This window comes from Adlercreutzia sp. (genome assembly GCF_056795635.1).
This window is the reverse complement of the sequence record NZ_JBQIIT010000036.1, coordinates 1-12,387: the sequence shown is the minus strand read 5'-3', so window position 1 is coordinate 12,387 and position 12,387 is coordinate 1. Positions and strand designations below refer to the sequence as shown.

Annotated in this window: 9 protein-coding genes and 1 tRNA gene; all 10 read left to right on the top strand. The window is 63.8% G+C overall.

Features of this window, described 5'->3' with window-relative positions; all coding sequences use genetic code 11:
- The first annotated feature begins 444 nt into the window (after positions 1 to 444).
- A tRNA-Pro gene (locus ACTOXK_RS11485) sits at positions 445 to 521 on the top strand.
- A 272-nt stretch (positions 522 to 793) separates the two neighbouring features.
- Positions 794 to 3,142, top strand: coding sequence for a molybdopterin-dependent oxidoreductase (locus ACTOXK_RS11480; protein WP_016310408.1), 2,349 nt, complete (start codon positions 794 to 796; stop codon positions 3,140 to 3,142).
- Between the two features lie 30 nt (positions 3,143 to 3,172).
- Positions 3,173 to 3,694 carry a 4Fe-4S dicluster domain-containing protein gene (locus tag ACTOXK_RS11475; RefSeq protein ID WP_016310409.1) on the top strand — a complete coding sequence of 174 codons (522 nt, stop codon included), beginning with the start codon at positions 3,173 to 3,175 and terminating at the stop codon, positions 3,692 to 3,694.
- A 132-nt stretch (positions 3,695 to 3,826) separates the two neighbouring features.
- The gene (locus ACTOXK_RS11470) at positions 3,827 to 6,490 is read left to right on the top strand and encodes an FAD-binding and (Fe-S)-binding domain-containing protein (protein WP_482279948.1); all 2,664 of its coding nucleotides are present in this window, start codon (positions 3,827 to 3,829) and stop codon (positions 6,488 to 6,490) included.
- Between the two features lie 63 nt (positions 6,491 to 6,553).
- Positions 6,554 to 7,321: a TorD/DmsD family molecular chaperone gene (locus ACTOXK_RS11465; RefSeq protein ID WP_482279947.1), complete on the top strand. Its 768-nt coding sequence runs from the start codon at positions 6,554 to 6,556 to the stop codon at positions 7,319 to 7,321.
- 48 nt (positions 7,322 to 7,369) lie between these two features.
- Positions 7,370 to 8,110: a ferric reductase-like transmembrane domain-containing protein gene (locus tag ACTOXK_RS11460; RefSeq protein ID WP_150839175.1), complete on the top strand. Its 741-nt coding sequence runs from the start codon at positions 7,370 to 7,372 to the stop codon at positions 8,108 to 8,110.
- Positions 8,094 to 10,433: a DMSO/selenate family reductase complex A subunit gene (locus tag ACTOXK_RS11455; RefSeq protein WP_482279946.1), complete on the top strand. Its 2,340-nt coding sequence runs from the start codon at positions 8,094 to 8,096 to the stop codon at positions 10,431 to 10,433. The genes ACTOXK_RS11460 and ACTOXK_RS11455 overlap by 17 nt, the downstream gene beginning before the upstream one ends.
- The gene (locus ACTOXK_RS11450) at positions 10,430 to 11,056 is read left to right on the top strand and encodes a DMSO/selenate family reductase complex B subunit (protein ID WP_286143011.1); all 627 of its coding nucleotides are present in this window, start codon (positions 10,430 to 10,432) and stop codon (positions 11,054 to 11,056) included. The genes ACTOXK_RS11455 and ACTOXK_RS11450 overlap by 4 nt, the downstream gene beginning before the upstream one ends.
- A gap of 1 nt (position 11,057) precedes the next feature.
- Entirely contained in the window at positions 11,058 to 11,915 is an 858-nt protein-coding gene (locus ACTOXK_RS11445) for a dimethyl sulfoxide reductase anchor subunit family protein (RefSeq protein WP_217951723.1), read from the top strand.
- Positions 11,916 to 12,043: 128 nt separating this feature from the next.
- Positions 12,044 to 12,387, top strand: a 344-nt coding sequence (locus ACTOXK_RS11440; protein WP_482279945.1) for a hypothetical protein, incomplete at its 3' end; no start/stop codon positions are given.

Sequence of the window (12,387 nt, the reverse complement as noted above, 5' to 3'; positions counted from 1 at the left end):
GGCGGCAGGAGCGCGCCCTGGTCACCTTATGCATATCGGGCTAGAATTCGCAGCGGTGCGCATTTTGCGGCGATTTGTATAGGTTTGCTGCGAGTTTTCCCTCGATATGCATAGATTCCAGCTTGCTGAGGCTCTCAAAACTATGCATATCGAACCAAAAGATGCAGAAGCGAGAATCTGGCGAGATATGCATAGGCCGCTCCGGATGCGGACGAACGCAAGCCGCCTGTACCGATACTAGAAAGACGACGGGCTGCGTTCTCGCGTAAGTCACCCGCATCGATACCGGCAGTGATGGGTTGCGCTCTCGCTTGCCGCCGCGACCCCGGTGTCGTGCGCGTGCACCCTCGATTCGCGTGAAGAGTGCGTATCTCCGAACTTTTTCCTTGCGCGGTGCGGCTTCTGTGGTATCATATCGTTCGCTGTTCGCGAGAAGAGCACTTTCGGGTTGTGGCTCAGTTTGGTAGAGCGCTGCGTTCGGGACGCAGAGGCCGCAGGTTCAAATCCTGTCAACCCGACCATGAAACGTTCGAACCCCGGCATCTTACGATGCCGGGGTTCGTTGTTTTCTACCAGAGTGTCAATATATGGGCATTATCCCAGATGGAATTTATATTCATCCAAGCATAGTGTGTTTTACGGTAGGGCGTTTTCGCCTTGGGCCGCCGGCTGCGTCCTAAATCCTTTGTTATGCAGGATGCGGTACGGCGAGGCCTGTCTATAAGATGACCGCGACCCGTAACGAAGCACGTGTTCCCAATGGATCGGGTCAAGACCGGAAGAGGAGGATTCCATGGCTAGCACTGATTTGAAGCATTCCGGAGGAGGGCTTTCTCGCCGTCGCTTTCTCCAGGGGCTTGCGGTCGGCACCGTGGCCGCTGCGGGGTTGACCAGCTGCGCGCCGGCGGCCGATTCAGGCGACGATTCGTTGTCTGAGACGGGCGAGGGGAGTGGCGCGGGCTACCAGTACGATTGGGAGACGGCCGAGGGGGAGATCGTCCACGGCGTATGCCCGAAGAACTGCTACGACACCTGCCGCATCTGCACCAAGGTCGTCGATGGCGTTGCCGTTCAGATTCGCGGTGACAAGGACAACCCCTACACGGCGGGCAGCCCGTGCGTCAAGGGCCAGACCTACCTTGACTACCACTATTCGGAAGACCGCATCATCTATCCCATGAAGCGCGTGGGACCGAAGGGCCCCGGCGCCCAGTTCGAGCGCATCTCCTGGGAAGAAGCCGTGCAGACGGTGACCGACCGCTTCAAGGAGATCATTGCCAATGAGGGTTCCGAGGCCATTGTGCCCTATACGTTCTCGGGTACGTTTGGCCTGATCAACGGTTGCTTCTTCAGCGGCGTTCTGCGCTTTTTGTACCGCATGGGTGCCTCGGCGCTGATGCCGAATATGTGCGAGGCCGCCGGGGTGGCGGCACTGCCCTACACGTTCGGCTCCCAGAAGGACGTCGATCCCGAGCAGTATGCCAATACCAAGCTGTACGTGTCGTGGGGCAGCAACCTCTCGGCGACGTCGGTCCATGCTGTCAAGTACGTCAAGCAGTGCATCGAGAACGGCGGCAAGGTCGTCGTGGTCAACCCGTTCCGCATTCCGTTGTGCGAGTGGGCCGATCAGTGGATCAAGATTCGTCCCGGCACCGACACGCCGTTCGCTCTGGGTGTCGTGAAGATCCTGCTCGATGAGGGCATCTACGACAAGGAGTACGTCGAGAAGTACTGCATGGGCCTTGACCAGCTGAAGGCCGCCGCCGACCTGTGGCCGGCCGAGCGCGTGGCCAAGACGTGCGATTGCACGGTGGAGGAGTTGCAGACGTTCGCTCGCACCTACGCGGAGGCCGAGACGTCCATCATTCAGATCGGCATGCAGGTCAACCGCGACTCCAACGGCGGTTCGAAGATTCGCGCTATCAGCTTCCTGCCCGCCCTGACCGGTCAGATCGGCACGAACGCCGCCGCTGGCTTCCAGTGGCTCACCTGCGGCTATTGGGCGCTCAACTTCGACAATGTGAGCATGGGCACCGAGCTGTTGGGCGCGTCCACGCCCGGTGGCGGCTATGTGACCACGTGGGATCAGATTAAGGATGGCGGCTACAAGTACCGCGTCATCAACATCACCGACTATGCGGACGTCCTGAACGAGACGGGCCGCTATGAAGGCGAGCCCTGCCGCGCGGTTTTTGTTTACAACGGCAACCCCCTGGTCAGTGTTCCCAACAACAAGCGCGTGCGCGAGGGCTTGGCCCGCGACGAGGTGTTCGTGGTGGTCTCGGACAAGTGGTACACCGACACGGCCGACTACGCCGACATCATCCTGCCTTGCACGGACCTGCTGGAGACCGAGGACATCCATCAGGACTACCATGGCTGGTACATCAACCACAACACGCCGGCTGTTGAGCCGGCAGGCGAGGCCAAGACCAACATCGAGATGGCCAACACCCTGGCCAAGGCCATGGGCTACACCGATCCGTGCTTCGACGACGACATTCCCGCTCTGGCCAAGGCCCTGATCGAGGGAACCGAGGGCGCGAACCCCATTTACGGGCCCAATATGAGCTACGAGACGCTCAAGCAGGAGCACTGGCGCAAGCTTCCCGACTTCGTTCCCTATGCGGACGATCTCGCTAACGGCTTCGCCACGCCCTCGGGCAAGATCGAGTTCTACTCCGATCGCCTCAAGGAGCTGGGATTGCACCCGGTCGTCGAGTACATTCCCTCGGCCGAGAGCAAAGACGGCACGCCCGATCTGGCGGCGGTCTATCCCCTCAACTTCCTTACGGTGACCTCGAAGAATCTGTGCGGCTCGAACTGGCACAACATCGGCAAGATCCGTCTGCTGCACGGCGACCCCTACCTGTACATCAACGAGGCCGATGCTGCAGCCCGCGGTATCGCCGACGGGGATGCGGTCGAGGTGTTCAACGATCGCGGCGTGTGCAACTCGCTGACGGCCATGGTCGTCGGGGACGACGTTATTGCTGCGGGCAACGTTGCCGGCTTGAAGAGCGCATGGCCGAAGGTCATGGACGGCAAGAACAATGTGAATGTGACCACGCCCAGTTACACGTCCGATTACGGCATGGGCACGTCCTTCCAGGCCAACCTGGTTGATGTGCGCAAGGCCTAACGACGTTCGTGAAGAAGAAGGAGCTACCTCATGGCTAGTCAAATGGGTTTTCTTTTGGATCAGAAGTGGTGCATCGGCTGCCAGTCTTGCGTCACGGGCTGCCAGATGCGCCATCGCACCCCCGATGAGGTGCAGCTGCGCAAGGCCACCAGCTTCGAGCAGCAGCCCGTGGGTCCCTGGATTACCGTGGCCTGCAACCACTGCGCCGATCCGGCCTGCGTCAGCGTGTGCCCCACGGGTGCTACGGTGAAGCGCGAGGACGGTATCGTGGTGCACGACCCCGAGGTGTGCATCGGCTGCCAGTCGTGCATCAAGGCGTGCCCTTACGAGCATCCCGTGTACCTGGAGGAAGAGAACCGCATCATCCGCTGCGATATGTGCGCTGCGCGCCTGGATGCGGGCGATGTGCCGGCCTGCGTCGAGGCCTGCCCGATGAAGATCCTCACCGTGGATACGGTGGAGAACAATGAGGCTGCGGGCGGCGTGCCCGAGGGCGCGGGCTTCACTGTTGAGTCCACGAATCCTACGACGCGCTTCATTCCCATTCGGTAAGCGCCGATCTACCCGTTGAGAGCGGCCGCCTCTTCGGAGGCGGCCCCTATGAGAGAGGGGCCTCGGGGCGGCATTGCGCGCCTCCCCTTTGCAGGCAATGCCGCACCGAGGCCCGCGATGCGAGGAGACATCATGGATCACCAGGCAACTCTGGAAGCGTTGCAAAGCGAATTAGGCGACCGCGCCAGCACGGTGGACGTGCGCCGCGTGGTGTACAGCCACGACATGGGCACCCTGCCCGATGTGGTGAAGAAGTTCATCCGCACCCTGCCCGATATGGTGGTGCAGCCGGAAACGGTGGAAGAGGTGCAGCAGATCGCGCGCCTGGCTCGCGACGGGGGCGTGCCCCTCACGCCGCGGGGCTCGGCCTCGGCCGGCTATGGCGGCGCGGTGCCCGCGGCCGGCGGCATCGTGGTGGATATGTACCGCATGCGCGGCCTGGTGTCTGTGGACACCGAGGCCGGCACGGCCACGGCGCTGCCGGCGACCACCCTGCAGGATATCGACGAGGCTCTGCGCGCTCAGGGCTTCCGCATGCCCCTCATGCCGACGAGTGCCCCTTCGGCTACGATCGGCGGGTTTGTGGGCCAGGGCGGTGCCGGCATCGGCAGCGCCGCTGCGGGCACCCTGGCCGACAATCTCGTGTCGGTGACCGCTGTGCTGGGCGATGGCTCCCTGCGCACCTTCGAGGGCGATGAGGTGGCCCTCGTCTACGGTATGGAGGGCATTACCGGCATCGTGACCGCTGTGACTTTCCGCATGCTATCCGCCGGGGAAGAAACCGTGGCGGCGTTCTCCTTTGCCGATGCTGCGGCGGCTCAAGCCTTCGCCCGTGCAGCCCAGCGGGCCGGCGCATGGCACGTGAACATCCAGCCGCCGAACTACGTGGCTCTTATGAACCGAGCCACCGGTGCCGCCCTCCCCGAGAACTGGATCGTGCTGGCGGTGACCGCCGACGTCGATGGCCTGGGCGCGGCTGCGGCGGCAGCCCACGGCACCGATCTGGGCGCCGGGGCGGCTGCTGCCCTCTGGGCCGAGCGTTACTATCCGCTGCGGGGCAAGAAATTCGGTCCCTCGATCATCCCCGTCGATGTCCTGGTGGCCCAGGACAAGCTAGTCGCCTTCAACGAGACCATGGTGAAGAAGTACGAGGACTCCTTCGTCTACGAGGCCACGGTGGTGGGCGATACCATGCTGGCCCTGATCGGCTTTATTCTGGCCGACGAGCGCAAGGACGACTTCACCATGGCCTTTGCGAATTCGCTCGTTATCTCGGAGGTGGCGAAGAAGCTGGGCGGTCGCGCCTACGCTTCGGGCATGTATTTGACCGCCGAGTCCGAGGACATCTTCGGCCTGGACACCTTGAAGCGTGTGGCCGCCTTCAAGGCCGAGACCGATCCGGCCGGCATCATGAATCCTGGCAAGGTGCTGCCCCCGTCGCTGGACGGGAAGTCGCCGGCAAAGCTGATCGCCCGCGCCATTGGCTCGGCTCGCGGAGTGGCCGGCATCGGTGCGGCTCTGGGCCGCGTGCTCGGCGGCCGCAATAACGAGGTGAAGCCCCTCACCGATCTGCCCAATCATATGGAAGAGAGCGCCTTCGCCTGCGCCGAGTGCGGTTTCTGCCGCAGCAAGTGCACGGTCTTTCTGCCCGATCCGTGGGAGGACAACTCCCCGCGCGGCAAGTGGTACCTCATCAAGGAATACGCCAAGGGCCATATTCCCTTCGACGTGTCCATGGTGCACAAGCTGAACATCTGCACTACTTGCAAGCGCTGCGAGCAGACCTGTGAAGTGTCGCTGAAGATGGCCGACGAGTACCTGGGTGCCAAGCCCTACTTCAAGCAGAAGGGCTTCTCGAACGCCGGTCTGGCGGCCCTGCGCGGCAACGTGCTGGGCACGGGCAACTTCTGGGGGTCGGACGTGGAGGCCCTGAGTTGGCATACCGACGACATGCGCTTCAGCGATACTGGAGAAATCGGGTTCTGGCCTGGCTGCTGGACCCAGACCATCTCGAAGAACACAGCTCAAAACGCTGTGCACCTGTTGAACGCCGCCGGCATCGAGCCGGTAGATCTGGGCGATAACGGATCGGATATCTGCTGCGGCTTCTACCTGTTCTTGGGCGGCTACGCCGAGGATTTCGAAGCGCGCGTCGTGGAGAACATCAAGCGCATGAACGCGGCCGGCGTGAAGCAGGTTATCACCCCCTGCCCTGCGTGCCTGGCCACCTTCGCCGAGCTGTACGGCGGCATCGCCGAGGCCCACGGGCTGCCCTTCGACATCGAGTTCGTCCACTCGGTGGTCGTGTTGAACGAGCTGGTGGAAAGCGGCACGCTGGACTTGGGCGCCGGCGAGCCAGTGGATGTGAAGGTCACTTATCACGATCCGTGCCATCTGGGTCGTTGGTTCAACGTGTACGAGGAGCCGCGCAACTTTATCAGGGCGGTGCCTGGTGTGGACTACGAGGACATGCGCCACAACCGCCAGGACTCGCTGTGCTGCGGTTTGGTGAACGCCTTCTACGAGATCGGCAGCGTGCCAACCTCCGGCGTGGCCCGCGTGTCCGAGGCCGATGAGGTGGGCGCCGACTACATTCTGACTGCCTGCGCCGGTTGCGGCGTACAGGTGAACAACATGTGCGTGGCGGCCCAGACCCATGCTCGGCAGATGGACATCACCGATTTGGCGGCGAAATCCTTGGGATTTGAGGTGTACGACTCCAACGAGGCAGCCCAGGCCTACTTTGCGGCAGCGGTCGATCTGCTGAGCACCTCCACCACCATCCAGGACCAGTAGCCAACGCGCGGCGGCCGGGCTTCCTTTCCCGGTCGCCGCCTAACCTGCGAGGAGCTGTGAGCTATGGACGAATCGATGAACCCGGCTGCTGCGGTGGCTGCCCTGGCCGATATCACGGCCATGCGGCGCGAGCGTTTCGCCGTGACTGCCGCGGTGTTCAGCCGCGAGACTCCCGCCGAGGCCGTGCGCCACATGGTGGCCGAGGCCGCAGGGGCGGCCGGCGTGCCGGACGCCTCGCCCGAGGATCGGCTGGGCCGGGCTCTGGCGGCGCTGTCCTGCGACGATATGGAATCCCTGGCCACGGCCACGCGTACCGAGTACGCCCGGCTGTTCTTGGGGCCGCGCGAGGTGATGGCGCCGCTGCACGAATCGGCCTATCTGTCGGGCGTATCGCGCATGTTCACGGCGGATACCCTGGCCGTGCGTCGTTTCTACGAGTGCCATGGCTACATCATGAAGGCGAAGAACCGCGAGCCCGAAGATGCTATCGGTACCGAGTTGGAGTTTTTGCGCAACCTGTGCGACGGCCTGTTGATGGCCCTCGGCTCAGAGGCGTCTCGCGAGGTCGCCGATGGCACCTTGGCCGCCGGCATCGAGAGCGTGGAGTCGGCGGTTGTCGATCCGGCGGCGGTAGCGGCGCTGCTGCGCACCCAGGGCGCTTTCGCCGAGCAGCATCTGAACCGGTGGGCGCATCGATTCTGCGCCCGTGTGCGCGAGCATGATCGAAGCGGTTTCTACGCGGCTTGGGCCCGCTATCTCGATGAAGTGCTGGACGAGGACGCGGCGCTGGAAGAGGAGAGCGAGCGGCTCGCCGCGATGCTGACGGCGTAGGGAGCGCTTGGGCTCGGTTTCGGGCTCATCGTGAAGGGGAGAGTTCCTATGAGTTTTCTCGTTGTGTTGATCATCACGGCGGCGGTGGTGGCGGTGGCGCACCGCTGCATTCATCGGATGCCGTGGCTATGGTACGGCTTGGCCGTGGCTCTGGATCTGCTGTATGTGGCAGGGGTGGGACTGAACTTCCCGCCGGCCGCGCTGCGGGTGCTGGCCCCAGTGGTGCAGCAGGGCATGGTGGCCACCTCGCTGTTCGTCATCGTGATGTACTGCGGCGTGTTCGCGGAGTCATCGCCCGTGCGCCGCGCCATCGGCCCCATTCGGGCCGAGCTGTCCCTCATGGCGTGCATCCTCGCGCTTGCCCATTGTCTGAACTACCTCAGCTCCTATCTGGGGCCGCTGGCAACTCACCTGGACGCCCTGGCAGTCAACCAGCAGGCATCGCTGCTGGTGGCCCTCGTGCTCTTCGTGTTGCTGATCGTGCTTGGTGCGACCTCGGTCAAGGGCATCAAGCGGGCCATGCGGGCTTCGGTGTGGAAGAACGTGCAGCGGGCCTCCTACGTGTTCTTCGGGCTCATCTTCGTACACGAGGTACTGATTCTGTATCCCGCCGCCCTGAAGGGCGTGGGCGATGCGACTTCGACGCTGGTGGTCGGCGCTGTGGTGTTCGGTGCCTACGGTGTGCTGCGCGTGGGGCGCTTTGTTCTTGACCGCTCCTGCGCCCGCGCAGCGGCATCCCCGCGGCGCAACGACCTTGAAGAGGAGGCATCCCGTGTTTACGTCGGCTAAGACTTCCCTGTCCGTCCAGCCGGAAAAGCTGGTGGACTCCTACGGGCGCGTCAGCGACGGCACGCGCACCGTGTTCGGCTATTGCAGCGTGAACTGCGAGGGCCGCTGCATCCTGAACTTTCACATGAAGGGCGACGAGTTGGTGTGGGTAGAATCGGACCGCTCCATCGACGATGGGGCCGACGCGCGCCAGATTCGAGCCTGTCTGCGCGGCCGCTCTATACGCGAGTGGATCAACCATGCCGAGCGCCTGAGCTATCCGCTGCGACGGGTGGGTCCCCGCGGTTCCGGGCGCTTCGAGCGCGTCAGCTGGGACGAGGCACTGGATCTGATCGCCCGCAACTTGACGCGGGTGGTGGAGACCTACGGCAACGAGGCGGTCTATATCAACTTCGCCAGCGGCGTCATGTGCGCCAACATCATGGGGTTCCTCCATCGGTTCATGAACCTCTACGGCGGCTGTCTGGACGGTTATGGCGACTACAGCCATTCCCAAATCGACGCGGCCCTTCCCTATATGTACGGCGCACGCGATGCCAACACCCCCTCGGATGTGCGCCATAGCAAGCTCGTGGTGCTGTTCGGCGACAACAGCTTCGAGACGAAGATGTGCGGGGGCGGCGGCTCGGTGCACCTGAAGGACGCCCTTGCCGAGGCCGATGTGCGCACCATCGTCATCGACCCGCGTTATTCCGAGACGGCGGCGAACTGCGCCGACGAGTGGGTGGCCATACGCCCGGGCACCGATGGGGCGCTGGCGGCCGCGCTGGCCTACGTGATGATCGAGGAAGGCCTGGTGGATGCCGCGTTCCTCGCCCGCTACTGCGTGGGCTACGATGAGGATACGCTGCCCTCCTCGGCCCCGCCAGGCTCCAGCTACAAGAGCTACATCATGGGCGCTGGTCCCGATAGCTGTCCGAAGACGCCCCAGTGGGCCAGCGCCACCACCGGCGTGCCCGTCGATACCATCGTGAAGCTGGCTCGCACCATTGCGGCGGCGAAGCCCTGCGCCATTTGCCAGGGCAAGGGTCCCCAGCGCCACAGCAACGGCGAGCAGACGGCCCGGGCCATCGCCATGCTGGCCGTGCTCACGGGCAACGTGGGCATATCCGGGGGCAATACCGGGTCGGATTTCGAGACCTACCGTTTCTTCGAGGGCGACGTGCCCGGTCCCGACAATCCCGTCGCGGCGGCCATCCCGGTGTTCCTGTGGACCGATGCCATCGCCCGCGGCCCCCAGATGACGGCGGCCGAGGACGGGGTGAGGGGGGTCGATCGCCTGCGCTGCGGCATCAAGTTTCTCTGGAACTACGCGGGCAACACCATTATCAACCAGCACTCGAACATCAACCGCACCCACGACATTCTGGTGGACGAGGATGGCTGCGAGTTCATCGTGGCCATCGACACCTTCCTGACGGCCTCGGCGCGTTATGCCGATGTGGTGTTGCCCGACCTGATGCCCGTAGAGCAGCCCAGCCTCATCGCCAACGACTGGGCGGGAGATACGGGCTACGTGCTCATGAATTCCCAGTACCTGCCGGCTCGCGGCGAGCGGCGCACCCTGTATTGGATGCTGTCCCAGCTGGCCGAGCGCCTCGGCTTCGGCGAGGCCTTCACCGAGGGGCGCAGCGAGGAGGAATGGCGTCAGGTCATCTACGATCAGGCCCGTGCCGCCGACCCCGACCTGCCTCCCTACGACGAGCTTTTAGAGGTAGGAGTGTACCGCCGTGACAATCCCGATGGGGCGCACGTGGCCTTCAAGGAGTTCCGGGACGACCCCGAGGGCCATCCCCTGGACACCCCCTCGGGCAAGATCGAGGTGTACTCCGAGAAGATTCTGGCGGATACGGCCCATTTCGTGCTGCGCGACGACGAGGTGATCAGTCCGCTGCCGGTGTACGCGCCGCTTACCTTCGAGCCCGGCACTGCCGACCGGGAGCGATTCCCCTTGCAGCTGATCGGCTACCATCATCGCAGCCGTGCCCATTCCTCCTACGGTTCGCTGGACGCCATCAAGGAGCGGGCTCGCCATCAGTTGTGGATCAATCCGGTGGATGCGGTTCCCCGCGCCATCGAGGACGGTGAGGAAGTGGAGGTATCCACGGCCTTCGGGCGTCTGCTCATCGAGGCGAAGGTGACTGAGCGCATCATGCCCGGGGTGATCGCCCTGGGCGAGGGCGCGTGGCATCGGGCCGACATGGAGGGAGACCGACTCGATCGGGGAGGATGCATCAACACGCTCACTTCGAGCCGCCCCACGCCGCTGGCCAAGGGAAATCCGCAGCATACGAATTGTGCCCAGGTACGGAAGGCGGGGTGAGCACCGTGGGAAAGCAGTACGGTTTCCGGGTAAACGCGGCCCGTTGCACGGGATGCAAGACCTGTGAGATGGCTTGTCGTGACGCCTATCAGCTAGGCGAGACGCCGTCGTTTCGGCGGGTGTGCGAAGCCTCGGGGGGCACGTGGATGCAGGAGGGCGGCGCCTGGCGCCACCAGGTGTTCACCTATTACCTGTCCATTGCCTGCAACCATTGCGACGATCCGGTCTGTCAGCAGGTGTGCCCGTCGGGAGCCATGCGCAAGCAGGACGACGGCTTCGTGGTGCTCGACAGCCATCAGTGCATCGGCTGCGGCAGCTGCGCCTTCGCTTGTCCCTATAAGGCCCCTAGCTATAGTCGGGTCCTGCGCGTCATGCGCAAGTGCGACGGGTGCCGTGCCCGTGTGGAGGAGGGGCGAGTGCCGTTGTGCGTGGAGGCGTGCCCCATGCGCGCTCTGGAGTTCGGCGAGATTGACGAGATACGGGGCCGTCACGGGTCGCAGTGCGATGTAGCACCGCTGCCGCCGGGCAGCTATACCCGTCCCAACATCGTGATCACACCCCATCGCCATGGCTGTCCGTCCGATACGGCCCAGTGCGTGCTGGCCAACGGAAAGGAGATCTAAGATGCGATCCGTAGTATCAGAGTGGCCGCTGGTGGTGTTCACCTCGGTGGCTCCCTTGTGTGCTGGGGCGTGGATCGTCACGGCGCTCCTGGCCTTGTTCGACGTGTTTCCCGAAGTGACTCTGCTCACTACGGGCTTCACGGGCACCTTCTTCTGCTTGCTGCTGGCGGCGGCTCTGGCCTGTTCCACCCTGCACCTGGGTAAGCCGGCGGCGGCCCTGCGGGCGTTCATGCGCCTGGGCAATTCCGCCGTGTCCAACGAGGTGTTTGCGGGGGTTCTGTTCGTGGTAGCCTGCTGCCTGTACGTGCTGGTGTCGCAGAACCTCATCGCAGCGGGGGATATGTGGAAGATTCCGCTGGCCTTTGTAGCCGGCTGTGCTGGTCTGTTCGTGCTGTTCCAGTGCTTGGCCTACCGCATGCGCACGGTGCCTACCTGGCACAGTCCGTCGTTCTCGGTGGAGTTCGCCGTCATCGCGCTGCTTGGCGGTGTGGTGGCAGAGGGCGTCATCCTTTGTGGCGGCCAGCTGGGCGATGGTACCGTGCGTCAGGGGCTCGTGGTGGCCGAGGTGCTCTGCTGCGCGGCTGCGGTGTTCGTGGTGCACGCTCAAGGGGCGGTGGTGGCGAAGAACGTGCGTCGCCGACGCGATGCTCATCGGCTGCTCGAGCAGTGGAATGTCCTGGGTGCGGTGCGGGTGCTGGCCATTGTGGCTGGCTCCACCCTGTGGGCCTTTGGCATGCTGGGAGCCAGTGCGTCACTGACGTGGGCCATTACCGGTGCGGCTCTGGTTATGGCGGCCATTGTGGCCGGTCGGTACTCGTTCTATCGGTTCTATGCGAACGTGGGGTTGCCGCAAGACTGACGCGAGGGGAGAGGGCGCAGATGCTCATGCTAGAATTACGGGACGGAAGCGCCTCGCGCATGGAGTTGGCTGATGGGCGGCTCGTTCGCAGGGGCGCAATGACATACCTATACGTAGGATGATGGGGCATGGCTGGGTTTGCACACAAGGAACACGCGGGGTTGCAGCGCGACGATTGCAAGGCGAAGGGCCATGGTCATGACGGGGATGTCGGCCTTGTATGCTTCATCGCCTATTTCTTCTGCATTTCAGCCCTTGTGTCCATGCGCTCGCTGCGCTTCGGCCCTCTGTCCGACGAAGGGGCGCTCGTTTCGTTCCTCGCCTTTCTGGGCTCTGCCTGCCTGACGCTGCTAGCCCTGGCCATGGCCGAGCCCTACCTGCTCCACCGCCCGGTGCACCGGCGGCTCAGCCTGGTGGCGGCCGTGCTTTTGTTCTTGGGGCCGGCCTATTGCGCCGTGGAAAGCGTGCTGTC

Coding starts and splice junctions, on each gene's coding strand:
- ACTOXK_RS11480 (WP_016310408.1), top strand. CDS start 794: ATGGCTAGCACTGATTTGAAGCATTCCGGAGGAGGGCTTTCTCGCCGT.
- ACTOXK_RS11475 (WP_016310409.1), top strand. CDS start 3,173: ATGGCTAGTCAAATGGGTTTTCTTTTGGATCAGAAGTGGTGCATCGGC.
- ACTOXK_RS11470 (WP_482279948.1), top strand. CDS start 3,827: ATGGATCACCAGGCAACTCTGGAAGCGTTGCAAAGCGAATTAGGCGAC.
- ACTOXK_RS11465 (WP_482279947.1), top strand. CDS start 6,554: ATGGACGAATCGATGAACCCGGCTGCTGCGGTGGCTGCCCTGGCCGAT.
- ACTOXK_RS11460 (WP_150839175.1), top strand. CDS start 7,370: ATGAGTTTTCTCGTTGTGTTGATCATCACGGCGGCGGTGGTGGCGGTG.
- ACTOXK_RS11445 (WP_217951723.1), top strand. CDS start 11,058: ATGCGATCCGTAGTATCAGAGTGGCCGCTGGTGGTGTTCACCTCGGTG.